Origin of the sequence: Mesorhizobium sp. WSM4887 (genome assembly GCF_029625865.1) — a bacterium.
Taxonomy (GTDB): domain Bacteria; phylum Pseudomonadota; class Alphaproteobacteria; order Rhizobiales; family Rhizobiaceae; genus Mesorhizobium.
Genome location: NZ_JARTVP010000001.1, coordinates 705,148 through 729,934, shown reverse-complemented (window position 1 = coordinate 729,934; position 24,787 = coordinate 705,148). Strand labels below are relative to the sequence as shown.

The following is a 24,787-nucleotide window of genomic DNA, read 5'->3' as shown; positions in this document are numbered from 1 at the left end:
CGAACAATGCTTCAGGACAAAGACCGCATCTTCACCAACATCTACGGCCTCTTCGACAAGTCGCTGGCCGGAGCGCAGGCGCGCGGCATGTGGGACGATACACCCGGCCTGATCGCCAAGGGACGCGACTGGATCATCAACGAAATGAAGGCAAGCGGCCTGCGCGGCCGTGGCGGCGCCGGCTTCCCGACCGGCCTGAAATGGTCGTTCATGCCCAAGCAGAGCGATGGCCGGCCGAGCTATCTCGTCATCAATGCCGACGAATCCGAGCCTGGCACCTGCAAGGACCGTGACATTCTGCGCAACGATCCGCATACGCTGGTCGAGGGCGCGCTGGTCGCCGGTTTCGCCATGGGCGCGGTCGCTGCTTACATCTATGTGCGCGGCGAGTTCATCCGCGAGCGCGAGGCGCTGCAGCGCGCCATCGACGAGGCTTATGCGGCCAAGCTCATCGGCAAGAACAACACCTCCGGCTACGACTTCGACGTCTATATGCACCACGGCGCCGGCGCCTATATTTGCGGCGAGGAGACGGCGCTGCTCGAAAGTCTCGAGGGCAAGAAGGGCCAGCCGCGACTGAAGCCGCCATTCCCGGCCAATGTCGGCCTTTATGGCTGCCCGACCACGGTCAACAACGTCGAATCCATCGCCGTGGCGCCGACGATCCTGCGCCGGGGTGCTGCCTGGTTCTCGTCCTTCGGCCGGCCGAACAATGCCGGCACCAAGCTCTTCTGCGTGTCCGGGCACGTCAACAATCCGTGCACCTTCGAAGAGGCGATGTCGATCCCGTTCCGCGAACTGATCGAGACGCATTGCGGCGGCATTCGCGGCGGCTGGGACAATCTGCTCGCGGTCATCCCGGGCGGCGCTTCGGTGCCGCTGGTGCCGGCCGAGCAGATCATCGACGCGCCGATGGATTTCGATGCATTGCGCGACCTCAAATCCGGCCTCGGCACTGCGGCTGTCATCGTCATGGACAAGTCGACCGATATCGTGAAGGCGATCGCCAGGCTCTCCTACTTCTACAAGCATGAGAGCTGCGGCCAGTGCACGCCGTGCCGCGAAGGCACCGGCTGGATGTGGCGGGTGATGGAACGGCTGGTGCGCGGCGAAGCGCAGAAGCGCGAGATCGACATGCTGCTCGATGTCACCAAGCAGGTGGAAGGTCACACGATCTGCGCGCTGGGCGATGCCGCGGCCTGGCCGATCCAGGGCCTGATGCGGCATTTCCGTGGCGAGGTGGAGCGCCGCATCGACGAGTTTTCGCGCAACGCGCACCGGGTCGAGCCGGTGATGGCGGCGGCGGAATAGATTTGCAAGACGGGCATTGCCCGGGACGGAAAGCAGGGGCGGGGCGTACGAAGAAACGACCAGGAGATGTCTATGGCGCCGTATTCGATAGCCTACCCGCTGATGCCTTATTTGGACGAACTCGAGAAGATGAACCCGGACCTGACCAAGATGATGCCGAGGGAGATGGCCAGCGCCGTCAACCTGATGGCGCATCCTGTCGCGGGCGTGGCTGCACTATCGGCGGTAGGCATCGGTTTCGCCAACCATGCCCTGGGTGTCTGGGTGGGCGCTTTCTCCGGCGCCGTCGAAGCCTCGCAGCGCATGCTCCAGCCGTTCCTCGACGATCTCGAGGCGCGGACCGAAGCCGCCAACAATTCGTCCAAGGCGCGCAAGGCGACCGAGACGCTGATCGCCGAGGCGCAGACCTTCGCCAGGGATGTGACCGACATCGCGGCGAACGCCAGCGCTGAGAAGGCGCTCGACGCGAGAGGCGACACGGTAGCCGGAACGGCCGCGACCGGTCTGATGCCGGAAGATTTCAGGCAGCCCAAGGCGATCGACAAGCCGGCAAAGCCGTCCGACCTGAAGGCGATATCGGGTATCGGGCCGAAGCTGGAGAAGGTGCTGAATGGTCTTGGCATCTGGTCCTACGACCAGATCGCTGCCTGGACCGCGGAAGAGATCGCCTGGGTCGAGGATTACCTGTCGCTCGCCGGCCGCGTCGGCCGCGACGACTGGACTGGCCAAGCGGCGGCGCTGGCCGCCAAATAGTGAGATGAAATGCCGGGCGCAGTCGCGCCCCGGAACGAAAGATTGCGGGAAATCCGCGAGGGTTTGAGGCGAATGGCAAAGCTCAAGGTCGACGGGAAAGAGATCACGGTACCCGACCATTACACGCTGCTGCAGGCGGCCGAGGACGCCGGCGCGGAAGTGCCGCGCTTCTGCTTCCATGAGCGGTTGTCCATCGCCGGCAATTGCCGCATGTGCCTGATCGAGGTGAAGGGTGGCCCGCCCAAGCCGCAGGCCTCCTGCGCCATGAGCGTGCGCGACCTGCGCCCCGGCCCGAACGGCGAAGCGCCGGAAATCTTCACCAACACGCCGATGGTCAAGAAGGCCCGCGAAGGCGTGATGGAGTTCCTGCTGATCAACCATCCGCTGGATTGCCCGATCTGCGACCAGGGCGGCGAGTGCGACTTGCAGGACCAGGCGATGGCCTTCGGCGTCGACTCCTCGCGCTACCATGAGAACAAGCGGGCGGTCGAAGACAAGTATATCGGTCCGCTGGTCAAGACGGTGATGAACCGCTGCATCCACTGCACGCGCTGCGTCCGCTTCACCACCGAGGTCGCCGGCATCTCCGAACTCGGCCTGATCGGCCGCGGCGAGGATGCCGAGATCACCACCTATCTCGAACAGGCGATGACCTCGGAGCTCCAGGGCAACGTCATCGATCTTTGCCCGGTCGGCGCGCTGACCTCCAAGCCGTTCGCCTTCCAGGCGCGGCCGTGGGAGCTGACCAAGACGGAGTCGATCGACGTCATGGACGCCGTCGGCTCGGCGATCCGCGTCGATAGCCGCGGCCGCGAGGTGATGCGCATCCTGCCGCGCGTCAACGAGGCCGTGAACGAGGAGTGGATCTCGGACAAGACGCGCTTCATCTGGGATGGCCTGCGCACCCAGCGCCTCGATCGTCCCTACGTTCGCAAGAACGGCAAGCTTGCTCCGGCAAGCTGGGCGGAAGCCTTCGCGGCGATCAAGGACGAGGTGTCGAAGACCGCCCCTGAGCGCGTCGGTGCGATCGCCGGCGACCTCGCCGCGGTCGAGGAAATCTATGCGCTCAAGCTTTTGATGGCGGCGCTCGGCTCCAAGAACATCGACTGCCGCCAGGACGGCGCTGCGCTCGATCCGTCGCTCGGCCGCGCGAGCTACATCTTCAATCCGACCATAGAAGGCATCGAGCAGGCCGACGCGGTGCTGATCGTCGGCGCCAATCCGCGCTTCGAGGCCTCGGTGCTCAACGCCCGCATCCGCAAGCGCTGGCGCGTCGGCAACCTGCCGATCGGCGTCATCGGCGAGATCGGCGACACGCGTTATGACTACGAGCTAATCGGCGCCGGCCCAGAGTCCTTGAAGGACTTGGCCGACGGCAACGGCAAGTTCTTCGAGGTGCTGAAGAATGCAGCGCATCCGCTGATCATCGTCGGCCAGGGCGCCCTGGCGCGCTCGGACGGCGCGGCAGTGCTCGGCCAGGCGGCAAGGCTGGCGATGGCCGTCAATGCCGTCACCGCCGAGTGGAACGGCTTCGCGGTGCTGCACAACGCGGCGGCCAGAGTCGGCGGGCTCGACGTCGGCTTCGTGCCGGGCGAGGGCGGCAAGAATGTCGCCGGCATGCTGGGCGCGACGGATCTCCTGTTCCTGCTTGGCGCCGACGAGATCGACATGGCCAAGACCGGCGGCGCCTTCGTCGTCTATATCGGCACGCATGGCGATGCGGGCGCACACCGCGCCAATGTCATCCTGCCGGCTGCTGCCTACACCGAAAAGTCCGGCACCTATGTGAACACGGAAGGCCGCGTGCAGCAGACCAACCGCGCCGGTTTCGCCCCGGGCGAAGCGCGCGAGGACTGGGCGATCCTGCGGGCGCTGTCGGATGTGCTCGGCAAGAAGCTGCCGTTCGATTCGCTGGCGCAGCTGCGCGCGAAGCTCTATGGCGAATACCCCCATCTTGCCCGCGTCGATCATGTCGCGGCGGGCAGCGCCGACGGCGTTGCCAGGGCGGCGAAGCTCGGCGGACGCTTGAACAAGGGCACCTTCACCTCGCCGGTGAAGGACTTCTATCTCACCAACCCGATCGCGCGGGCCTCGGCCGTGATGGCTGAGTGCTCGGCGCTGGCCAAGAGCGGCTTCAAGCAGGCGGCGGAATAAGCATGGACACCTTCTTTTCCTTCTACGTGCTGCCGGCGCTGCTGATCCTGTTGAAGTCGGTCGTGCTGATCGTCGTTCTTTTGATCTTTGTGGCTTACGTGCTTTATGCCGACCGCAAGATCTGGGCTGCGGTGCAGCTGCGCCGCGGCCCGAACGTGGTCGGTCCCTGGGGCACGCTGCAGGCCTTCGCCGACCTTTTGAAATTCGTCTTCAAGGAGCCGGTGATCCCGTCGGGCGCCAACAAGGGCGTCTTCCTGCTGGCGCCACTGGTCTCAGCCGTGCTCGCGATCTCGGCCTGGGCGGTCATTCCGGTCAATCAAGGCTGGGCTATCGCTAACATCAATGTCGGCATCCTTTATGTTTTCGCCATCTCCTCGCTCGAGGTCTACGGCGTGATCATGGGCGGCTGGGCGTCGAACTCGAAATATCCGTTCCTCGGCGCGCTGCGCTCAGCCGCGCAGATGGTGTCCTACGAGGTGTCGATCGGCTTCGTCATCGTCACCGTGCTGCTTTGCGTCGGCTCGCTCAACCTCTCCGACATCGTGCTCTCGCAGCAGGATGGCCTCGGCACCAAGCTCGGCCTGCCCAACACCTTCCTCGACTGGCACTGGCTGTCGCTGTTCCCGATGTTCATCGTGTTCTTCATCTCGGCGCTGGCCGAGACGAACCGTCCGCCCTTCGATCTGGTGGAAGCGGAATCGGAACTCGTCGCCGGACACATGGTCGAATATTCGTCGACGCCGTTCCTGCTCTTCTTCCTGGGCGAGTACGTCGCCGTCGTCCTGATGTGCGCGCTGGCCACCATCCTGTTCCTCGGCGGCTGGCTGCCACCGTTCGACTTCGCGCCCTTCACCTGGGTGCCGGGCCTGATCTGGTTCGTGCTCAAGGTCTGCCTGGTGTTCTTCATGTTCTCGATGGTGAAGGCGTTTGTGCCGCGCTACCGCTATGATCAGCTGATGCGGCTAGGCTGGAAGGTCTTCCTGCCGATCTCGCTGTTCATGGTCGTCGCCACCGCGGCCTTCCTCAAGATCACGGGGTTTGCGTGATGTCCGCTCTTGCCCAAGCCGCAAAGGCCCTGTTGCTGAAGGATTTCGTCAGCGCCTTCTTCCTGTCGATGCGCCAGTTCGTTGCGCCGAAGGAGACGATCAACTATCCGCACGAGAAGGGACCGACCAGCCCGCGCTTCCGCGGCGAGCACGCGCTGCGCCGCTACCCCAACGGGGAGGAACGCTGCATCGCCTGCAAGCTTTGCGAGGCGATCTGTCCGGCACAGGCGATCACAATCGAAGCCGGCCCGCGCCGCAACGACGGCACGCGGCGCACCGTGCGCTACGATATCGACATGGTGAAGTGCATCTATTGCGGCTTCTGCCAGGAAGCCTGCCCGGTCGACGCCATCGTCGAGGGGCCGAATTTCGAATTCGCGACCGAGACGCGCGAGGAGCTTTACTACAACAAGGAAAAGCTGCTCGCGAACGGCGATCGCTGGGAGCGTGAGCTGGCGCGCAACATCGCGTTGGACGCGCCCTATCGCTGACATTGGACGCATGGACGGGGCGAGGGCCTCGTTCAAAGGATGGTCCCCGAAAAGTTGCAGACTTTTCGGGCCAGATCATCCTCCGGAATGAAAAGAGTGTCGCATGTTTCTTTCGATCGGGACTTTCAACCCGATCGGAACATGCGATAGGAACACGCAACTTTGCCAGCCGGAGGCGGCGGCGACATCGAGCAGGGGCGCTGAGCCCAGTGTTCGGACAGGAACCCGAGGGAACCCCATGCTGAGTGGACTAGAGGCGGTCTTTTTCTACCTCTTCGCCTTTATCGCCGTGGCGTCGGCCTTCATGGTCATTTCGTCGCGCAACCCCGTGCATTCGGTGCTGTTCCTGATCCTCACCTTCTTCAACGCCGCCGGTCTGTTCATGCTGACCGGCGCCGAGTTCCTGGCGATGATCCTGCTCGTCGTCTATGTCGGCGCTGTGATGGTGCTGTTCCTTTTCGTCGTCATGATGCTCGACGTCGACTTCGCGGAGATGAAGCAGGGCGCGCTGCAATATGCGCCGATCGGCGCGCTGGTCGGGCTGATCCTGGCGGCGGAGCTGATCGTCGTGCTCGGCGGCTACAGCTTCGCGCCGCAGCTTGCCTCGACGGTGGCCAAGGCAACGCCGGACCTCGCCGCGCGCTCCAACACGGCGGCGCTCGGCGACATCCTCTACACGGACTATCTCTATTATTTCCAGATCGCCGGCCTCGTGCTTCTGGTCGCCATGATCGGAGCCATCGTGCTGACGCTGCGCCACAAGGAAGGCGTCAAGCGGCAGTCGATCGCCGCCCAGGTCGGCCGCACGCCGGCAACGGGCATGGAAATCCGCAAGGTCAAGTCGGGCGAGGGTATCTGAGATGGTCGTCGGCATCGCGCATTATCTGACCGTATCGGCGATCCTGTTCACGCTCGGCGTGTTCGGCATCTTTTTGAACCGCCGCAACATCATCGTCATCCTGATGTCGATCGAGCTGATCCTGCTCGCGGTCAACATCAACTTCGTCGCCTTCTCGGCGGCGCTGCATGACCTCGTAGGGCAGGTGTTCGCCCTGTTCGTGCTGACGGTCGCCGCGGCGGAAGCCGCGATCGGACTTGCCATTCTTGTCGTCTTCTTCCGCAACCGCGGCTCGATAGCGGTCGAAGACGTGAACCAGATGAAGGGTTGACGGGAAGAACCATGTACCAGGCCATCGTCTTCCTTCCGCTGCTCGGCTTCCTGATTGTCGGCCTGTTCGGCAATTCGCTCGGCGCCAAGGCATCCGAATACATCACTTCCGGCTTCCTGGTGATCGCGGCGGTGCTGTCGTGGATCGCCTTCTTCACCGTCGGCTTCGGCCATGGCGAAGTGTTCACCGTGCCGGTGCTGCGCTGGATCCAGGCGGGCGGGCTCGACGTCGCCTGGGCGCTCAGGATCGACACACTGACGGTGGTGATGCTGGTCGTCGTCAACACCGTGTCGGCGCTGGTCCATATCTATTCGATCGGCTACATGCACCACGATCCGAACCGGCCGCGCTTCTTCGCCTATCTGTCGCTGTTCACCTTCGCGATGCTGATGCTGGTGACGGCCGACAATCTGGTGCAGATGTTCTTCGGCTGGGAAGGCGTCGGCCTCGCCTCCTATCTGCTGATCGGCTTCTGGTACAAGAAGCCCTCCGCCAACGCCGCTGCGATCAAGGCCTTCGTCGTCAACCGCGTCGGCGACTTCGGCTTCGCGCTCGGCATTTTCGGCGTCTTCGTGCTGTTCGGCTCGGTCAATCTCGGCACAGTCTTTGCCAACGCAGCCTCCTTCCTTCCGGCCGAAGGCGCGCCGGAGGGGGCCGCGGTGCTTACCTTCCTCGGCCATGCGCTCGACAAGCACACGGCGCTGACGGTGGTCTGCCTGCTGCTGTTCATGGGCGCCATGGGCAAGTCGGCGCAGGTGCCGCTGCACACCTGGCTGCCCGACGCCATGGAAGGCCCGACGCCCGTCTCGGCGCTGATCCATGCCGCGACCATGGTGACGGCCGGCGTGTTCATGCTGGCGAGGCTCTCGCCGCTGTTCGAGCTGTCGCATTCGGCGCTGACCGTCGTCACCTTCATCGGCGCCTTCACCGCCTTCTTCGCGGCCACCGTCGGCCTTGTCCAGAACGACATCAAGCGCGTCATCGCCTATTCGACCTGCTCGCAGCTCGGCTACATGTTCGTGGCGCTTGGCGTCGGCGCCTATGGCGCGGCGATCTTCCATCTGTTCACGCATGCCTTCTTCAAGGCGCTGCTCTTCCTCGGCTCGGGCTCGGTCATCCACGCCGTCTCCGACGAGCAGGACATGCGCCTGATGGGCGGGTTGAGGACGCTCATCCCCAAGACCTACTGGATGATGGTGATCGGCACCCTGGCGCTGACCGGCGTCGGCATCCCGGCGACGGTGATCGGCACCGCCGGCTTCTTCTCCAAGGACGCCATCATCGAAGCGTCCTTTGCCAGCCACAACGCGGTCGCGGGCTTTGCCTTCGTGCTGCTCGTGATCGCCGCCGCCTTCACAAGCTTCTATTCCTGGCGACTGATCTTCATGACCTTCCACGGCGAGCCGCGCGCCAGCCACGAGGTCATGCATCACGTGCATGAATCGCCGCCGGTGATGCTGGTGCCGCTCTACGTGCTGGCTGCCGGCGCGCTGTTTGCCGGCATCATCTTCCACGGCGCCTTCATCGGCGAGGGCTATGCCGAGTTCTGGAAGGCTTCGCTGTTCACGCTGCCGGACAACCACATCCTGCACGAGATCCACGAATTGCCGTTGTGGGTGGAACTGGCTCCGTTCATCGCCATGGTCATCGGCTTTGCGGTCGCGTGGAAGTTCTACATCCGCTCGCCGGAACTGCCCCGGAGCGTCGCCGCCAACCATCGCCTGCTCTACGGCTTCCTGCTCAACAAATGGTATTTCGACGAGCTCTACGACTTCCTTTTCGTGCGGCCGGCGAAGCGCCTCGGCCGGTTCCTATGGAAGACCGGTGACGGCGCCATCATCGACGGGCTCGGCCCGGACGGCATCTCGGCGCGCGTCGTCGACGTCACCAATCGCGTCGTCAAATTGCAGACCGGCTACCTCTACCACTATGCCTTCGCCATGCTGATCGGCGTGGCCGCTCTCGTCACCTGGATGATGCTCTGATGACCGACTGGCCAATCCTCTCGCTGGTCACCTTCCTGCCGCTGGTTGGTGTTCTGCTCATTCTGCCGATCAGCGACGACAGCGAAAACGCGCGCCGCAACATCCGCTCGATCGCCTTCATCACGACGGCGTTCACCTTCGTGGTGTCGCTGTTCATCTGGAAGGGCTTCGATAATTCGCAGGCCGGCTTCCAGTTCGTCGAGAAGCACGCCTGGCTGGATTCGGGCATCTCCTACCATATGGGCGTCGACGGCATCTCGATGCTGTTCGTCATCCTGACCACCTTCCTGATGCCGCTCTGCATCCTGGCCTCGTGGGATGCGATCGAGAAGCGCGTCAAGGCCTACATGATCGCCTTCCTGATCCTCGAGACGCTGATGATCGGCGTGTTCTGCGCGCTCGACATCGTGCTCTTCTACGTCTTCTTCGAGGGCGGCCTGATCCCGATGTTCATCATCATCGGTGTCTGGGGCGGCAAGCGGCGCGTCTATGCCTCGTTCAAGTTCTTCCTTTATACGCTTGCCGGCTCGGTGCTGATGCTGCTCGCCATCATGGCGATGTTCTTCCAGTCCGGCACGACCGACATCACCACGCTGCTGACGCATAACTTCCCGGCCAACATGCAGACCTGGCTGTGGCTCGCCTTCTTCGCCTCCTTCGCGGTGAAGATGCCGATGTGGCCGGTGCACACCTGGCTGCCCGACGCGCATGTCGAGGCGCCGACGGCGGGTTCGGTCATCCTGGCCGGCATCCTGTTGAAGATGGGCGGATACGGCTTCCTGCGCTTCTCGCTGCCGATGTTCCCGCTGGCGTCGGAGATGTTCGCGCCGCTGATCTTCACGCTCTCGGTCGTCGCCATCATCTACACCTCGCTGGTGGCGCTGATGCAGGAGGACATGAAGAAGCTCATCGCCTATTCGTCGGTCGCCCATATGGGCTTCGTCACCATGGGCATCTTCGCGATGAATCAGGAGGGCGTGCAGGGCGCGATGTTCCAGATGCTCAGCCATGGGCTCGTCTCCGGCGCGCTGTTCCTGTGCGTCGGCGTCATCTATGACCGCATGCATACGCGCGAAATCGACGCCTATGGCGGGCTGGTCAACAACATGCCGAAATACGCGACCGCGTTCATGATCTTCACCATGGCCAATGTCGGCCTGCCGGGCACCAGCGGCTTCGTCGGCGAGTTCCTGACCATGCTCGGCGTGTTTCGGGTCAACACCTGGGTGGCGTTCTTCGCCGCTACCGGCGTGATCCTGTCGGCAGCCTATGCGCTCTGGCTCTACCGCCGCGTGATCTTCGGCGCGCTGACCAAGGAGAGCCTGAAGAACCTGCTCGATCTGTCGACGCGCGAGAAGGCGATCATCTACCCGCTGGTGGTGCTGGTGATCTTCTTCGGCGTCTATCCGGCGCCTGTGTTCGATGCCACCACGCAGTCGGTCAAGGCGCTCGTCACCAACGTCACCGCATCCATCAATTCCGCGCAGACCGCGGCGGCGAACTGACCGGGGAAATACCATGACGCCGGACCTTCTCTCCAGCCTTTCGCTCTCAACGCCGGAACTGATCCTCGCCATCGGCGCGCTGGCGCTTCTGATGGTGGGTGCCTATTCGCGCTCCAACAACACCACGACGGTGACCGGGCTCGCGGTCGCGGTGCTTGTGATCGCCGGCCTCTGGCTGGCTTTCTCCGGCGGCGAGGGGTCTGCCTATGGCAGCGCTTTCGTCCAGGACTCCTTCGGCCGCTTCATGAAGATGCTGGCGCTGATCGGCTCGGCCGTCACGCTCGTCATGTCGATGCGGTTTGCCAGGCAGGAGCATTTCGACAAGTTCGAATATCCGGTGCTGATCGTGCTGTGCACGCTCGGCATGATGCTGATGATCTCGGCCAACGGCATGATCGGCCTTTATCTCGGGCTCGAGCTGCAGTCGCTGGCGATCTATGTGCTGGCGGCGATCAACCGTGACAATGTCCGCTCGACCGAGGCCGGCCTCAAATATTTCGTTCTCGGAGCGCTGTCGTCGGGCATGCTGCTCTACGGCATCTCGCTGGTCTACGGTTATACCGGCAACACCGGCTTTCACGAGATCGCGACGGCGCTGGGCAGCGGCGAACGTCAGCTCGGCCTTGTTTTCGGCCTGGTCTTCGTGCTCGCCGGCCTCGCCTTCAAGATCTCGGCGGTGCCGTTCCACATGTGGACGCCGGACGTCTATGAGGGCGCACCGACGCCGATCACCGCCTTCCTGGCCGCCGCCCCGAAGATGGCGGCGATGGCGCTGATCGTGCGCGTCACCATGGGCGCCTTCAAGCCGATCGCCGCCGACTGGCAGCAGATCGTCGTCTTCATCTCGATCGCCTCGATGGCGCTCGGCGCCTTCGCCGCGATCGGCCAGACCAACATCAAACGGCTGATGGCCTATTCCTCGATCGGCCATATGGGCTACGCGCTGGTCGGCCTTGCCGCGAACAGCCAGGCCGGCGTGCGCGGCGTGGCGATCTACATGCTGATCTATCTGGTGATGACGCTCGGCACCTTCGCCTTCATCCTCGCCATGCGGCGCAAGGAGGGCAATGTCGAGCAGATCGGCGATCTGGCGGGCCTCGCCTCGACCAATCCCATCATGGCCACCATCCTCACCATCCTGATGTTCTCGCTGGCCGGCATTCCGCCGCTCGCCGGCTTCTGGGGGAAATGGTACGTGTTCCTCGCCGCCATCAACGCGCATCTCTATGCCCTGGCGATCATCGGCGTGCTGGCTTCGGTGGTGGGCGCCTACTATTACCTGCGCATCATCAAGATCATGTGGTTCGACGAGCCTGTCGGCGGCTTTGTGCCGATGGCCAGCGAATTGCGCCTCGTGCTCGGCGTCAGCGGCGCCTTCGTGCTGTTCTATGTGCTGATCGGCGGGCCGATCGGCAGCTATGCCGAAGCCGCCGCCAAGACCTTCTTCTGACGGGATGGCATTTCGGCTGGCTCCAACCGCGGCGTCGGAGGGGTTCCGGCTCGAGGCCCATGACAGCGTCGGCTCGACCAACGCGCTGGCGCTGGAGCACGCGCGCGCGGGCGATCCGGGAAAACTCTGGGTCGTCTCGAAGAAGCAGGAAAGCGGACGCGGTCGGCGCGGCCGCGCCTGGGCGACGCCTGAAGGCAATCTGGCGGCGACGCTGCTTCTGGTTCCGAATGGCGAGCTGCGGCTCGCCGCGACGCTTGGCTTCGTCGCCGGGCTTGCATTGGCCGACGCGCTCGATGCCGTCGTCCCGCAAGGCCGGATCGCCGTTGGCCTGGACGGAGCCAGCGAAGGACGCAACCGCTTCGAGCTGAAATGGCCGAACGACGTGCTCGCCACCGGCGCCAAGCTTGCCGGCATCCTGCTGGAATCGACCCTGCTCGAAGGCGGCCGTTTCGCGGTTGCCGTCGGCATCGGCGTCAACGTCGTGGCATACCCCGAGGATCTGCCTTATCCGGCGACGTCGCTGCAGGCGCTGGGTGCCAATTGCGATGCCGAGATGCTGTTCCTGGCGCTCTCGGATGCCTGGAGCGAGAATTTCAGATTGTGGGACGACGGGCGGGGACTTAGCGCGATCAGGAAACGCTGGTTGGCGCGCGCCGCGGGGCTCGGCGGCGAGGTTGCTGTCAGAATTGACGGCAATGTGGTGCGCGGCGTCTTCGAAACCATTGACGAGGACTGCCGTTTCGTGATCCGCGACGATGACGGAACTGTTTTGACGATCGCGGCCGGCGACGTGCATTTCGGCGCGGTCGCGTCGGCCCGTCTTTGACGACTTGATTTGATTGGCTTGGCCTGACTGGCCAGGAAGGAAAGGATTTATGGCGAATACTGAGAACGCCGAACTCGTCTTCGCGCCGCTCGGCGGCGTCGGCGAGATCGGCATGAACTTCGCCCTCTATGGCTACGGGCCCGCGGACGCGCGCGAATGGATCGTAGTCGATGTCGGAGTCACATTTCCGGACAGCGCGCATCCGGGCGTCGATCTGATCCTGCCCGACACACGCTTCATCGAGGAGAACCTCGACGGCTTGCGCGGCGTGGTCGTAACCCATGCGCATGAGGACCATTACGGCGCGCTGCTCGATATCTGGCCGAAGCTCAAAGTCCCGGTCTGGATGACGCCGTTCACCGCCGGCCTGCTGGAGGCCAAACGGCAGGGCGAGCAGAACGCGCCAAAAATCCCGGCAATGATCTACAGGGCCGGCGAGACGTTCACTATCGGGCCGTTCGAGATCGAAGCCATCCCGGTTGCGCATTCCATTCCCGAGCCGATGTCGCTGGCGATCGCTACGCCCGCCGGCACGGTAATCCACACCGGCGACTGGAAGATCGATCCGGCGCCGACGATCGGCCCCAAGACGGATGAGGCGCGCTTCCGCGCTTACGGCGACAAGGGCGTGCTGGCGCTGATCTGCGATTCCACCAATGCGCTGCGGGAAGGGGAGTCGCCGTCGGAAGTGGCGGTCGGCGAGGGCCTGAAAGGCGTCATCGAAAACGCCAAGGGCCGCGTCGCGGTCACCACCTTTTCCTCCAATGTCGGGCGCATCGTTTCGATCGCCAAGGCTGCGCGGGACGCCGGCCGGCAGTGCCTTGTGCTCGGCCGCTCGCTGAAGCGCGTGATCGATGTCGCGACCGAACTCGGCTACATGGACGGCCTGCCGGAATTCATTGCCGAGGAGGATTACGGCTATATCCCGCGCGAGAATCTGGTGGTCATCTGCACCGGCAGCCAGGGCGAGCCGCTGGCCGCACTTGCGAAGCTGTCGCGCGACGAGATGAAGTCGGTGGCGCTGACGGCCGGCGACACGGTGGTGTTTTCCTCGCGCACCATTCCCGGCAACGAGAAGGCGATCCTGGAGATCAAGAACCGGCTGATCGACCTCGGCATGAAGATCATCGAGGACGGCGACGCGCTGGTGCATGTCTCCGGCCATCCGCGCCGCAGCGAATTGCGCAAGATGTATGAATGGGTGCGGCCGCAGATCGGCGTGCCGGTGCACGGCGAGGCGGCGCATCTGGTGGCGCAGGGCTCGCTGATGTCGATGTCGGGCATCGGCCAGGTGGCACAGGTGCGCGACGGCGATATGCTGAGGCTCTGGCCCGGTCCGGCCACGATCATCGACCAGGTGCCGTTCGGCCGCCTCTACAAGGATGGATACTTGATCGGAACCGACCAGGCGATGGGCATACGCGACCGGCGCAAGCTGTCCTATGCCGGGCATGTCGCGGTCAACGTCGTGCTCGACGAGAAATACGAGCTAGCCGGCGATCCCGATCTGGTGGCGATCGGCGTCGCCGAGGCCGATGCCAGCGGCGAGACGCTAGAGGACCTGATGCTCGATGCGGCAATCGGCGCGGTGGACTCGATCCCCCGCCAGCGCAGAAAAGACCTCGACCTTGTGCAGGAGGCCGTGCGCCGCGCCGTCCGCGGCGCCGCCAACGAAGCCTGGGGCAAGAAGCCGCTGGTGACGGTGTTTGTCACTAGATAAGGGAGTAGGGGAGTAGGGGAGTACGGGAATAAGGGAGAAGGGAATAGCAAATAGCTCGGAGTTTTTCCTACCCCCCTACTCCCCTAACTTTCGGAGCGCTTATGCTCGGACGCCTAAATCATGTCGCGCTTGCCGTGCCGAACCTGGCTGCGGCGACAGCTGCGTATCGCGATACGCTGGGCGCTCGGCTGAGCGAGCCGCAGGCGCTGCCGGAACATGGCGTCACGGTTGTGTTCGTCGATGTCGGCAACACCAAGATCGAGCTGCTGGAGCCGCTGGGCGACGCTTCACCGATCGCGGCTTTCCTCGCGAAGAACCCGTCGGGCGGCATGCATCATGTCTGCTACGAGGTCGACGATATCCTCGTCGCGCGCGACCAGCTCAAGGCGAGCGGCGCGCGCGTGCTCGGCGACGGCAATCCGAAGATCGGCGCGCATGGCAAGCCGGTGCTGTTCCTGCATCCCAAGGATTTCTTCGGCACGCTGGTCGAATTGGAGCAGGCATGAACTGGGTTTCCTTTGTCGCACTGTTCTTCGTCACCTGGTGGCTGGTGCTGTTTGCGGTGCTGCCCTTCAGCCTGCGCACCCAGGATGAGGACAAGGACGTGACGCTCGGCACGGTCTCGAGCGCGCCGAAGGGACCGCACATGCTGCGCGCGGCGATCCGCACGACGGTCGTCACCGCGATCGTGATCGGCATTTTCTACGGCCTGACAAGGGGGCTCGGCTTCGGCTTCGACGACATCCCGCACATCGTGCCGGACTTTACTCATACTGCCGGCCGCTAGCCCTGCACAGTTCCGCAAGTATTGATCAACCCGCGCCCGTGCTGGTTGAAATCGGAAGCCGACTTCCGATTTTGAGGGCTAACGCAGCATAATGCTGTTTGGCAGGCCGTGGTCCTAAGCAGATGATTGCACAAAAAAAATGCAAGGCACGAGGCCTTGCAATTTAAACGCGTCCGATCTGTTTCCGGTGTCCGGCGGCAGCGAGTAACCGCGCCTAGATCGCATCCTCCCAAGACTTTGACCGCGTAGGAGAGCAGATTTTTCTCCGCCCTCTCGGTTATCGGCGCACACTAGACCAAGGCAGGTGAAAATGTCACGAAGAATTTTGCCCCCGAATAGGCAATATCGTGCTGCACTGCACAATAGTGGGGCAGCGCTTGCTTATGAATCGATCAAAAGGCCAGATGCGGCACTTTGGTGGCCAAAACGGGCCTTTTGATCATGCGCAGAACGCCGCAACACTTTGGAGCGCTCGGGTTTCCATTCGGTCATGAAATGGCTATGAAGCCCGGGCAAGCAGCCTCGGTTGCGCCGATTCCCCGCGCCGCCATTTTTTCATTCACGGACCAGTCCATGCGTTTGTCGCGCTACTTCCTGCCCATTCTCAAAGAAAACCCCCGTGAGGCCGAAATCGTCTCGCATCGGCTGATGCTGCGCGCCGGCATGATCCGCCAGCAGGGGCAGGGCAGCTTCTCCTGGCTGCCGCTCGGCAAGCGCGTGCTGGACAAGGTCTGCCAGATCATCCGCGAGGAGCAGAATCGAGCCGGCGCGCTGGAAATCCTGATGCCGACCATCCAGTCGGCGGATCTGTGGCGCGAGAGCGGCCGTTACAATGACTACGGCAAGGAGATGCTGCGCATCAAGGACCGGCAGGACCGCGACATGCTCTATGGTCCGACCAATGAGGAAATGGTCACCGAGATCTTCCGCGCCTACGTCAAGTCCTACAAGGACCTGCCGCTCAACCTCTATCACATCCAGTGGAAGTTCCGCGACGAGGTGCGCCCCCGCTTCGGCGTGATGCGCTCGCGCGAGTTCCTGATGAAGGACGCTTACTCCTTCGATCTCGATTTTGAAGGCGCCAGAGCCGCCTATAACCGCATGTTCGTCTCATACTTGAGGACGTTCACGCGCATGGGCCTGCAGGCCATTCCGATGCGCGCCGATACCGGCCCGATCGGCGGCGACCTCAGCCACGAATTCATCATCCTGGCCGAGACCGGCGAGAGCCAGGTGTTCTGCGACCGCGCCTATCTGTCGCTCGACGTGCCCAGCGCGGATACGAACTTCTCCAACGATGCCGAGATCGGCGGCATCGTGACGAAATGGACGACTCCTTATGCCGCCACCGACGAGATGCATGACGAAGCGGCATGGGAGAAGGTGCCCGAAGGCGAGAGGCTCTCGGCGCGCGGCATCGAGGTCGGCCATATCTTCCATTTCGGCGAGAAGTATTCCAAGCCGATGAACGCGAAGGTCACCGGTCCCGATGGCAAGGACCATTATGCTTCGGGCGGCTCGTACGGCATCGGCCCGTCGCGGCTGGTCGCGGCAATCATCGAGGCGAGCCATGATGATAACGGCATCATTTGGCCGGAAGCGGTCGCGCCGTTCAATATCGGTCTGATCAACATGAAGATCGGCGATGCCGAATGCGACCGCGTCTGCGACGAGCTCTACGCAGCGCTGACCTCGGCCGGCAAGGACGTGCTTTATGACGACACCGACCAGCGGCCGGGCGGCAAGTTCGCAACCGCCGACCTGATCGGTCTGCCCTGGCAGGTGATCGTCGGACCGCGCGGGGTGGCTAGCGGCGAGGTCGAGATCAAGCACCGCCGGAGCGGCGAGCGCGAGACGCTGCCGATTGCGGAGGCCCAGAAACGCCTGGGTATCGCCTGATGGGCGAGGCGGCTGCAGCTCGATCGCCGGCAGGCGCCTTTTCAGGCTTCGAGCGCATGGTGGCGTGGCGCTACCTGCGTTCGCGGCGCAAGGAGACGGTGATCTCGGTCATCGCTTCGATCTCGTTCCTCGGCATCATGCTGGGCGTCGCCACGCTGATCGTGGTCATGGCGGTGATGAACGGTTTTCGCGCCGAGCTGCTCACCCGCATCCTTGGCGTCAACGGCCATCTGATCGTGCAGCCGCTTGATTCGCCGCTGGAGGACTATGCGCAGGTGGCGAGCCGCATCAACGGCGTTGCCGGCGTCAAATACGCTATCCCGCTGATCGACGGGCAGGTGCTGGCGCAAGGCAATGTCGGCGGCGGCACCGGCGCGCTGGTGCGCGGTATTCGCGCCGAGGATCTCAACAAGATCTCGATTGTGTCCAGCAACATCAAGCAGGGCACGCTCGACGGTTTCGACACCGGCGATGGAGTGGCGATCGGCAAGCGCATGGCCGAGAATCTCGGGCTGGTGCTCGGCGACACCATCACGCTGATCTCACCCGAAGGCGACGTTACCCCGCTTGGCACCACGCCCCGCATGAAGGGCTACAAGGTGGCGGCGATCTTCGAGGTCGGCATGTCGGAATATGACAGCTCGATCGTCTACATGCCGTTTTCGGAAGCCCAGCTCTATTTCAACATGGACGGCCGGGCGCAGACCATCGAGATCTATGTCGACAATCCCGACAATGTCGATGCGCTGAAGCCGTTGGTCGAGCAGGCGGCGCAGCGGCCGGTCGACCTCGTCGACTGGCGCCAGCGCAACGAGACCTTCTTCTCGGCGCTGCAGGTCGAGCGCAACGTCATGTTCATGATTCTCACGCTGATCGTGCTGGTGGCGGCGCTCAACATCATCTCCGGCCTCATCATGCTGGTGAAGGACAAGGGGCACGACATCGCGATCCTGCGCACCATGGGCGCGTCGCGCGGCGCGATCCTGCGCATTTTCCTGATGACGGGGGCTGCGATCGGGGTCACCGGCACCATCGCCGGCGTGCTGCTCGGCGTCGTCATCTGCCTCAACATCGAATCGATCCGCCAGTTCTTCTCCTGGATGACCGGCAGGATCCTGTTCAATCCCGAGCTCTATTTCCTCAGCCAGTTGCCTGCGAAGATGGACCCGCGCGAGACCACCTATGTCGTCATCATGGCGCTCACCCTGTCTTTCCTGGCCACGGTGTTTCCGGCCTGGCGGGCAGCCCGGCTCGATCCGGTCGAAGCCTTGAGGTACGAGTGATGGCCGAAGCCATTATCGAGCTTAAGGGCGTCGAGCGGCACTATGTCCAGGGGCCGCGCAAGCTGACCATTCTGAACGGCGCTGACTTCTCGCTTAGGCGTGGCGAGATGGTGGCGCTGGTGGCGCCGTCGGGCACCGGCAAGTCGACGCTGCTGCATACGGCGGGGCTGCTCGAGCGGCCGGACGCCGGCGACGTGATCCTCAGCGGCCGCGCCTGTGGCCGGCTGTCGGATGACGAGCGCACGGCTATCCGCCGCAACGATGTCGGCTTCGTCTACCAGTTCCATCATCTGCTGCCGGAGTTCACCGCGCTCGAAAACATCATGATGCCGCAGCTGATCAAGGGGCTCGGCCGCAAGGAGGCATCCGAGCGGGCGGCGCAGCTTCTCGACTACATGCAGATCGGCAAGCGGGCGCAGCACCGGCCGGCCGAGCTATCCGGCGGCGAGCAGCAGCGCGTGGCGATCGCGCGCGCGGTCGCCAATGCGCCGCTGGTGCTGCTGGCCGACGAACCTACCGGCAATCTCGACCCGGCCACCGCCTCCTACGTGTTCGATGCGCTGGAGGCGCTGGTCAGGCAGTCGGGGCTGGCGGCGCTGATCGCCACCCACAATCACGAGCTCGCCGGGCGCATGGACCGGCGGGTGACGCTGGCAGAAGGCAAGGTGGTGCCGCTTTAAGGCAAGCCGATAGTAGGCTGAGGCCGGCCTATCGACCGCAGCTTCTGCGCTTCCGTACTCACCTACGAACAAGTACCCGCCGTTCCGGTTCTCAAAAGCCGCCATCCTCGGCTCGGCCTGATCTCGACTTGCCCTCCGCGCGCTCAAAAGAGCCTATCGTCTCGTCAATCTTTCCTTAACCGTGCCCAAACGGATCGCCTGAATTCACTCGGCATGCCGTTCTTCGGTCGTTGACATTCGAACAGAATTAGAACAAATTGCGAACATATTAACAACAGGAGAGAGTTATGGCCGATCTGGTTCAGGATGTCGTCTCGCTGGTCTGCATGAGCACCTTTCTCATTTCCATGGCGATCTGGATTGGCGCCATGTGAGCAGGCGGCTTCGCGCCGCCCCTTGGGCGGACGAAGGGTCCGCTCTCTGTTTGGGACGGGCACGAGCTCGCCCATTGTTAAGCTTTTCTTGGCCGCACCCCCGCTAGCTTGGCTCGCAAAGACAGGGAGCAAGGGCAGTGTCGGTCATCGCCACGGTCACACTCGTGGCCGGAAATCTCGGACTGATCTTTCTCTTGATGACGGTGCCGCTCGGGCTGCGCACGGTTACGGTCAGCCGCGTGATCGAGGCTGACCGGAATCGCCTGTGGCAGGCGCTGTGGCCGTTGGGCAGCGACGCCGGCTGGTCGGGTGAAATCCTTTCCGTCGAACCGCTGGACGGCGAGGGGACGGCGCTGATCAAACTGTCCTGGGAAGGGCGCGACGGGCGGCCGATCGAACGCAAGGCGCGGTTCGACGATGTGGTGGAAGGCAGCCGTTTCTCGATGCGCGTCGTTGAGGACACGGCTCTCGATCCCTCGTTCTGGGCCGACTATCGCGAAACCACCGCGCTCGCGCCCGAAGGCGATGCGACGCGCGTTACGCTCACGCAAACCGACCGCTATCGCGGCGTCGCCTTCCTGATCTTCCGCTACTTCGCCATGCGCCGCGAGCTCGCCAAGTTGCAGGTCTGGGCGAGAACCGGAACGTATCGCAGGGGCGGCTGGTTCGAGCATCCGGTGAGCCAGATAGGCTTTGCCGTGCTTTCGGCCTTCATCCTGTGGCCGTTCTTCGGCCTCAACCTCGGGGGACTGGCGCTGGCTGTCATCCTAACTTCGGTGGTGGCGCTGCACGAGCTTGGCCACATGGCGGCATTCCGCCTGACGGGGCATCGCCGGGTGCGCATGATCTTCATTCCGTTGCTCGGCGGTATCGCCATGGGCGGCAGGCCGTATGACAGCCGCTTCGAGGTCGCGTTCGTGGCGCTGATGGGGGCGGGCTTCTCCGCTTTCCTTGTGCCTCTGCTGATCGCCGCCAGCGGCCTTGCCGGCAGCGAAGGACACCGCCCGGCGGCAGTGCTGCTGGCGACGCTTGCCGGCTGCACGTCGCTGTTCAACATCGCCAATCTGGTGCCGGTGTGGAAGTTCGACGGCGGCCAGGTGCTGCGCCAAATCTGCCCGGGTCCGATCGCGCTGGCGCTTGCCTCCTTCCTGCTGCTGTTCGCCTTGCTGGCGCTCGGCTGGCGCGCCGGCTTCTCGCCCAGCTTCCTGCTCGTCGCCGGCGCGGTGTTCTCGGTCCTCAGCCTGCTCACGGTCGGCAGCGGCGTGAAACCGCGTCACGAGCTGAAGTCGATCCACGCCTTCGATCGCCTGGCCATGGCCGGCGCGCTGCTGGCGGTCTTTTCCATTCACGGCTATGGCGTGCTCTGGGCCTCCGCGCAACTGATGTAGCCGCGCCGGATTACCCTGCATTTCGGGCCGGCTCGGCGACCGCGGCCGCGGCAGGCCCGAACACGTCCTCGAAGGCGGATTTCAGCGCGAGATCGAGATCGGCCATGGTGACCGGAAGGCCGAGATCGACGAGGCTGGTCACGCCATGGTCCGAAACGCCGCAGGGCACGATGCCACCGAAGTGGGAAAGCTCCGGCTCGACATTGATGGCAATGCCGTGAAAGCTTATCCAGCGCCTGAGCCTGATGCCGATGGCGGCGATCTTGTCCTCGGCGGGCCTGCCGTCAGGCATGGCAGGGCGATCCGGCCGCACCACCCAGACGCCGACGCGATCCTCGCGGCGCTCGCCGCGCACGTTGAAGGCGGCAAGCGTGCCGATGATCCACTCTTCGAGCGCGGCGACGAAGGCGCGGACATCCTCGCGCCGGCGCTTCAAGTCGAGCATGACATAGGCCACGCGCTGGCCGGGGCCGTGATAGGTGTATTCGCCGCCGCGTCCTGCGGCGAAGACGGGAAAGCGGTCAGGGTCGATGAGGTCCTCGATACGGGCGCTGGTGCCGGCGGTGTAGAGCGGCGGATGCTCGACCAGCCAGACCATCTCGCCGGCAGCGCCATTGCGGATGGCCTCGGCGCGCGATTCCATGAAGGCGAGCGCGTCGGGATAAGACGTCAGGCCGGGCTCGATGACCCACTCGACCGGCGCCGAACCGGGAAGGGGCAGGAACGACGTGGCGATCTGGCTGCGTTCTGTCATGGAACTTTCTCGATGCTCCCCTCATATGGCGGCAATTAGCTGAAACGTCCAGTTTCGGCCGGCCCGTGTCGAGGCTGTGGAGCATTGCGCCAGGAGCTTTGTCTGATGCATGTCGTTCTCCCAAAACCGTCATGCACTTTTGGGCGACATGCATTAGCGAATATTCCGCACGGCACCCTTGTTTCGCCGGAAACGATTTGCTACAGGCCCCGGGCCGGACGGTTCCGGCTCCTACCACGTGCGGTCGTGGCGGAATTGGTAGACGCGCAGCGTTGAGGTCGCTGTGGGGCAACCCGTGGAAGTTCGAGTCTTCTCGACCGCACCATTCTCCCCCAAAAAGGCACTGCTTGGATGAGCCCGTGAGGCGGCGCGTCCGACGTTCTGCGGGCCAAAACAAAAGCGGCGCCAGATCCTGCGGACCGCGCCGCCGCTTTGGGTTTCAAGCCCTTCCGTTCTGAAAAAAACCGGGCCTATCCCGTCCAGCCGAGGCCGGCCGAGATGCAATTGATCGAGACGAGCAGGGCGTCGGTCGTCCGCCTTCGATCCGCCGTGCCGGGACTGGTCCGAACCTCGCGCAGCAGATCGACCTGCAGGCGGTGGATGTCGTCCATCTGTCGCCGCAGATTGTCGAAACGCCGCTTGAACATCGGAAAGCGCGCGGAAAGATCGCCGCCGGTGAGGTCACCGATCAGGCGTCGCGTCAGCTCGTATTCGGCTCCGATGCGGCCGTAGATTCGCCAAGCTGCATCGGCGTCGGCTACCAGGCCGGCGTAGAGCTGCGCGATCTCCATGTCGGACTGGTAGAGCGTCTTCTCGGCCTCGTCGACGATCAGACGGAAGAGCGCGAGCGCTCGAACATGCGGGCCAGAAGCTCGCGCCCGGCCTCGCCGCGCACCGTGACAAAGGCGTTCAGCGCGCTGCCGATGCCATACCAGCCGGTCAACAGATGACGGTTCTGGCTCCAGGCGAACACCCATGGAATGGCGCGCAGGTCGGCAATGCCGCTGGCGCCGAAACGGCGATCCGGCCGTGAGCCCATCTTCAGCAGCGCCAGTTCCGCAACGGGGCTCGCCTGGTTGAAATAATCGAGGAAGCCGGGCTCGGCCATCAACCGGGCATAGGATGCCTGCGACATGCCCGCCAGAGCCTCGAGCGCTTCGTCGAACTCCGGCGTTTCCTTCGGCCCGACATCAGCGGGCGATCCGACACTGTGGGCCAGAACGCCGGCGGCGAGAACCTCGAGCTGGTTGAGGCCGGTGCCGCGATTGGCGAATTTCGAAGAAACGACCTCGCCCTGCTCGGTTACCCGCATCCTGCCGGCGACAGTGCCCGCCGGCTGCGCCGCGATCGCCCGGCCGGTCGGCGCGCCGCCACGGCTGACGGAGCCGCCGCGACCGTGAAAGAAACTGATCCTGACCTTGTGCTTGCGCCCGATCGCGGCAAGGCGCTTTTGTGCTTTCGCCAGTTCCCAATTGGAGGCGAGGAAGCCGCCGTCCTTGTTGGAATCCGAATAGCCAAGCATGATTTCCTGGCGCGCGCCAAAATCGCGCACAGTCCGCCGCGCCAGCGAAACACCGAGCAAATCATTCAGGACGGCAGGAGCGGCCTGCAGATCGGCGATGGTCTCGAACAATGGCACGATGCGCAGCCTGATCGTGCCGCTACTACCAGGGGCGGTCGAAAGTCCGCAATATTGCGCCAGCAGATACACCGCGAGCAGGTCGTCGGCCGAGCGGGTCATGCTGAGCACGAACGAGCCAACGGCGTCGGCATCCGCGCCCGAATTGTGCCTGGCGATGACAGAGAATGTCGAAAGCAGTTCGGCCGCCTCAGGCGAGAGCCGGCCTGCGTGGATCTTCGGTTGCTCGCCCTGGCTGAGGCTTGAGCGGAGGTGCGCCGACCATTGCGGCGTGCCGGGTGAGACCGGGTCGGCCGGATCTGTCAGCGCAAACAGCTCGGCCAGCACCCGGTTGACGACCGTGGAGTTCTGCCGGATGTCGAGCGAGACCGTACGGAAGCCGAAGCTTCCGGCTTGCCAGATGAGAGGCTGGACGAAGCGCCTGGCGACCGCGCGCCCACCGATCGCTTCGAGAACGGAAGACAGTGCGTTGAGATCGGCACGAAACGCCTCCGCCGAGAGATATGCCGCCGTGCCGCCGTCGCGCGTCGCCGCCAGCCGTCAAGCATGGCCGAAGCGAATTGGCGAAGCGGTTCATCGAGGTTGCGGGCGGCAATCGCTTGCGCCTGCCCGCTTTTGTCAAGCGCGGCTTGCAGCACCGGCTTGAAGCCCGGCGGCAGGTCGATGACGTTGGAGCTGGCGCTGAGCACCGTCACCAGCCGCTGCACCTGCGTCAGATACCAGCCCACGGCAGTATTGCGGTATTCGGCCAGGGCATGAGCGGTGACTGCGGCCGTCACATTCGGATTGCCGTCGCGGTCGCCGCCGATCCACGAGGCATAGCGCATGAAGGACGGGATTCTGATCGGCTCTCCCGGATAGTGGCGCTCGAACGCGCCTTGAAGCTTGCCGTAGAGCTGCGGCGTTGCCTCGAAGATGACCTCGCGAAAGAAGTGCAGGCCCCAGGCGATTTCGCCCTCGACCGTCGGGCGCTCAAGTCGCAGCTCGCCCGTCATCCACAGAAGCTCGATCTCGCTTTCCAGATCGGCGACCAACAGGTCGCGTTCGCGCGGCGCCCAGCGCGGCTGGTCGAGCTCGGTCAACTTGCGATAGATGCGGCGATGGATCTCCAGCACCGTGACGCGCTTGGCCTCAGTGGGGTGCGCGGTCATGGTCGGCCCGACACATAGCTCATCGAGCGTGGCCTGGACTTCCCCCGCCGAGCGGCCGTTCGCCGCCATCTGCGCGACCACGCTGGCGAAGGACCCGGTCACCTCGTCGGCGCCCGCGCCTTGTTCGAGTTCGCGCCGCGCCCGCATGGCAAGCAACTCGTCGGCAATCGTCAACAACTGGAACCACACGCCGCTCGCCTGAAGCGCCGGGATGCATTGTTCCGCGGCAAGCGAGACAAGCGACCGACGCCCGCTCAGTACGGCGGCGACCTCGGGCTCACGAGCGCTTGCGACCTGAAGCAGCAGGCGCAACAGGAGGCTGCGCTCGTCCTCGCGAAATTTGATGCGTCTGCTCTGTTCCAAACCGCTTTCCTCGGCTGCATCGATTGCAACTGCAGCAGCGCCTTGAATGGAGGGCGGCG

At 63.9% G+C, this 24,787-nt stretch carries 20 protein-coding genes, 1 tRNA gene and 1 pseudogene; 19 read left to right on the top strand and 3 right to left on the bottom strand.

Going from position 1 to position 24,787, the window contains the following annotated elements; all coding sequences use genetic code 11:
* Positions 1 to 6 precede the first annotated feature (6 nt).
* The 18 genes from nuoF to P9230_RS03435 all read left to right on the top strand — a co-directional run bounded on the left by nuoF (position 7) and on the right by P9230_RS03435 (position 20,821).
* Positions 7 to 1,311, top strand: a complete 1,305-nt coding sequence (gene nuoF / locus P9230_RS03520; protein ID WP_066998771.1) for an NADH-quinone oxidoreductase subunit NuoF — start codon at positions 7 to 9, stop codon at positions 1,309 to 1,311.
* 72 nt (positions 1,312 to 1,383) lie between these two features.
* Positions 1,384 to 2,064 (top strand): NADH-ubiquinone dehydrogenase, encoded by a 681-nt coding sequence (locus P9230_RS03515; RefSeq protein WP_095826205.1) that lies wholly within the window; start codon positions 1,384 to 1,386, stop codon positions 2,062 to 2,064.
* A 72-nt stretch (positions 2,065 to 2,136) separates the two neighbouring features.
* Positions 2,137 to 4,218: an NADH-quinone oxidoreductase subunit NuoG gene (nuoG, locus tag P9230_RS03510; RefSeq protein ID WP_278117449.1), complete on the top strand. Its 2,082-nt coding sequence runs from the start codon at positions 2,137 to 2,139 to the stop codon at positions 4,216 to 4,218.
* Between the two features lie 2 nt (positions 4,219 to 4,220).
* Positions 4,221 to 5,264, top strand: coding sequence for an NADH-quinone oxidoreductase subunit NuoH (gene nuoH, locus P9230_RS03505; RefSeq protein ID WP_066998780.1), 1,044 nt, complete (start codon positions 4,221 to 4,223; stop codon positions 5,262 to 5,264).
* Positions 5,264 to 5,755 (top strand): NADH-quinone oxidoreductase subunit NuoI, encoded by a 492-nt coding sequence (nuoI, locus tag P9230_RS03500; protein ID WP_066998784.1) that lies wholly within the window; start codon positions 5,264 to 5,266, stop codon positions 5,753 to 5,755. The genes nuoH and nuoI overlap by 1 nt, the downstream gene beginning before the upstream one ends.
* A 238-nt stretch (positions 5,756 to 5,993) precedes the next feature.
* Positions 5,994 to 6,614: an NADH-quinone oxidoreductase subunit J gene (locus P9230_RS03495; protein ID WP_066998787.1), complete on the top strand. Its 621-nt coding sequence runs from the start codon at positions 5,994 to 5,996 to the stop codon at positions 6,612 to 6,614.
* A 1-nt stretch (position 6,615) separates the two neighbouring features.
* Positions 6,616 to 6,924 (top strand): NADH-quinone oxidoreductase subunit NuoK, encoded by a 309-nt coding sequence (gene nuoK, locus P9230_RS03490; protein ID WP_066998791.1) that lies wholly within the window; start codon positions 6,616 to 6,618, stop codon positions 6,922 to 6,924.
* Positions 6,925 to 6,935: 11 nt separating this feature from the next.
* Entirely contained in the window at positions 6,936 to 8,909 is a 1,974-nt protein-coding gene (gene nuoL / locus P9230_RS03485; protein WP_095826202.1) for an NADH-quinone oxidoreductase subunit L, read from the top strand.
* Entirely contained in the window at positions 8,909 to 10,414 is a 1,506-nt protein-coding gene (locus P9230_RS03480; protein ID WP_095826201.1) for an NADH-quinone oxidoreductase subunit M, read from the top strand. Before nuoL ends, P9230_RS03480 begins: the two co-directional genes overlap by 1 nt.
* A gap of 13 nt (positions 10,415 to 10,427) precedes the next feature.
* Positions 10,428 to 11,864: an NADH-quinone oxidoreductase subunit NuoN gene (gene nuoN, locus P9230_RS03475; RefSeq protein WP_095829778.1), complete on the top strand. Its 1,437-nt coding sequence runs from the start codon at positions 10,428 to 10,430 to the stop codon at positions 11,862 to 11,864.
* Between the two features lie 4 nt (positions 11,865 to 11,868).
* On the top strand, positions 11,869 to 12,690 hold the full coding sequence (locus P9230_RS03470) for a biotin--[acetyl-CoA-carboxylase] ligase (protein ID WP_067329185.1): 822 nt from the start codon (positions 11,869 to 11,871) through the stop codon (positions 12,688 to 12,690).
* A gap of 49 nt (positions 12,691 to 12,739) precedes the next feature.
* Positions 12,740 to 14,410, top strand: coding sequence for a ribonuclease J (locus P9230_RS03465; protein WP_095801977.1), 1,671 nt, complete (start codon positions 12,740 to 12,742; stop codon positions 14,408 to 14,410).
* A 101-nt stretch (positions 14,411 to 14,511) separates the two neighbouring features.
* Positions 14,512 to 14,916 (top strand): methylmalonyl-CoA epimerase, encoded by a 405-nt coding sequence (mce, locus tag P9230_RS03460; RefSeq protein ID WP_095801976.1) that lies wholly within the window; start codon positions 14,512 to 14,514, stop codon positions 14,914 to 14,916.
* Complete coding sequence (locus P9230_RS03455) at positions 14,913 to 15,197, top strand: DUF1467 family protein (RefSeq protein WP_067001240.1); 285 nt, start codon at positions 14,913 to 14,915, stop codon at positions 15,195 to 15,197. The genes mce and P9230_RS03455 overlap by 4 nt, the downstream gene beginning before the upstream one ends.
* Before the next feature lie 573 nt (positions 15,198 to 15,770).
* Positions 15,771 to 17,096, top strand: coding sequence for a proline--tRNA ligase (gene proS, locus P9230_RS03450; protein WP_127245736.1), 1,326 nt, complete (start codon positions 15,771 to 15,773; stop codon positions 17,094 to 17,096).
* Complete coding sequence (locus P9230_RS03445) at positions 17,096 to 18,379, top strand: lipoprotein-releasing ABC transporter permease subunit (protein ID WP_067001237.1); 1,284 nt, start codon at positions 17,096 to 17,098, stop codon at positions 18,377 to 18,379. The genes proS and P9230_RS03445 overlap by 1 nt, the downstream gene beginning before the upstream one ends.
* Positions 18,376 to 19,059 carry an ABC transporter ATP-binding protein gene (locus P9230_RS03440; RefSeq protein WP_206519875.1) on the top strand — a complete coding sequence of 228 codons (684 nt, stop codon included), beginning with the start codon at positions 18,376 to 18,378 and terminating at the stop codon, positions 19,057 to 19,059. The genes P9230_RS03445 and P9230_RS03440 overlap by 4 nt, the downstream gene beginning before the upstream one ends.
* Before the next feature lie 511 nt (positions 19,060 to 19,570).
* Entirely contained in the window at positions 19,571 to 20,821 is a 1,251-nt protein-coding gene (locus P9230_RS03435; RefSeq protein WP_127245734.1) for an SRPBCC family protein, read from the top strand.
* Positions 20,822 to 20,831: 10 nt separating this feature from the next.
* On the opposite strand, the gene lipB is transcribed toward P9230_RS03435, so the two are convergent.
* Positions 20,832 to 21,575 (bottom strand): lipoyl(octanoyl) transferase LipB, encoded by a 744-nt coding sequence (lipB, locus tag P9230_RS03430; protein ID WP_278053046.1) that lies wholly within the window; start codon positions 21,573 to 21,575, stop codon positions 20,832 to 20,834.
* A gap of 240 nt (positions 21,576 to 21,815) precedes the next feature.
* Here lipB and P9230_RS03425 point away from each other — a divergent pair.
* Positions 21,816 to 21,900, top strand: a tRNA-Leu gene (locus P9230_RS03425).
* A gap of 145 nt (positions 21,901 to 22,045) precedes the next feature.
* Here the strand turns inward: P9230_RS03425 and P9230_RS03420 are convergent.
* Together P9230_RS03420 and P9230_RS03415 are read right to left on the bottom strand one after the other, a co-directional pair.
* Positions 22,046 to 22,366: a phosphoenolpyruvate carboxylase gene (locus tag P9230_RS03420; RefSeq protein ID WP_278117443.1), complete on the bottom strand. Its 321-nt coding sequence runs from the start codon at positions 22,364 to 22,366 to the stop codon at positions 22,046 to 22,048.
* 38 nt (positions 22,367 to 22,404) lie between these two features.
* A pseudogene (locus P9230_RS03415) lies at positions 22,405 to 24,677 on the bottom strand (phosphoenolpyruvate carboxylase).
* Positions 24,678 to 24,787 lie beyond the last annotated feature (110 nt).

Coding starts and splice junctions, on each gene's coding strand:
- nuoG (WP_278117449.1), top strand. CDS start 2,137: ATGGCAAAGCTCAAGGTCGACGGGAAAGAGATCACGGTACCCGACCAT.
- nuoN (WP_095829778.1), top strand. CDS start 10,428: ATGACGCCGGACCTTCTCTCCAGCCTTTCGCTCTCAACGCCGGAACTG.
- P9230_RS03480 (WP_095826201.1), top strand. CDS start 8,909: ATGACCGACTGGCCAATCCTCTCGCTGGTCACCTTCCTGCCGCTGGTT.
- P9230_RS03420 (WP_278117443.1), bottom strand. CDS start 22,366: ATGGAGATCGCGCAGCTCTACGCCGGCCTGGTAGCCGACGCCGATGCA.
- nuoI (WP_066998784.1), top strand. CDS start 5,264: ATGTCCGCTCTTGCCCAAGCCGCAAAGGCCCTGTTGCTGAAGGATTTC.
- nuoK (WP_066998791.1), top strand. CDS start 6,616: ATGGTCGTCGGCATCGCGCATTATCTGACCGTATCGGCGATCCTGTTC.
- lipB (WP_278053046.1), bottom strand. CDS start 21,575: ATGACAGAACGCAGCCAGATCGCCACGTCGTTCCTGCCCCTTCCCGGT.
- proS (WP_127245736.1), top strand. CDS start 15,771: ATGCGTTTGTCGCGCTACTTCCTGCCCATTCTCAAAGAAAACCCCCGT.
- P9230_RS03515 (WP_095826205.1), top strand. CDS start 1,384: ATGGCGCCGTATTCGATAGCCTACCCGCTGATGCCTTATTTGGACGAA.
- mce (WP_095801976.1), top strand. CDS start 14,512: ATGCTCGGACGCCTAAATCATGTCGCGCTTGCCGTGCCGAACCTGGCT.
- P9230_RS03495 (WP_066998787.1), top strand. CDS start 5,994: ATGCTGAGTGGACTAGAGGCGGTCTTTTTCTACCTCTTCGCCTTTATC.
- P9230_RS03455 (WP_067001240.1), top strand. CDS start 14,913: ATGAACTGGGTTTCCTTTGTCGCACTGTTCTTCGTCACCTGGTGGCTG.
- P9230_RS03465 (WP_095801977.1), top strand. CDS start 12,740: ATGGCGAATACTGAGAACGCCGAACTCGTCTTCGCGCCGCTCGGCGGC.
- nuoL (WP_095826202.1), top strand. CDS start 6,936: ATGTACCAGGCCATCGTCTTCCTTCCGCTGCTCGGCTTCCTGATTGTC.
- P9230_RS03445 (WP_067001237.1), top strand. CDS start 17,096: ATGGGCGAGGCGGCTGCAGCTCGATCGCCGGCAGGCGCCTTTTCAGGC.
- P9230_RS03470 (WP_067329185.1), top strand. CDS start 11,869: ATGGCATTTCGGCTGGCTCCAACCGCGGCGTCGGAGGGGTTCCGGCTC.
- nuoH (WP_066998780.1), top strand. CDS start 4,221: ATGGACACCTTCTTTTCCTTCTACGTGCTGCCGGCGCTGCTGATCCTG.
- nuoF (WP_066998771.1), top strand. CDS start 7: ATGCTTCAGGACAAAGACCGCATCTTCACCAACATCTACGGCCTCTTC.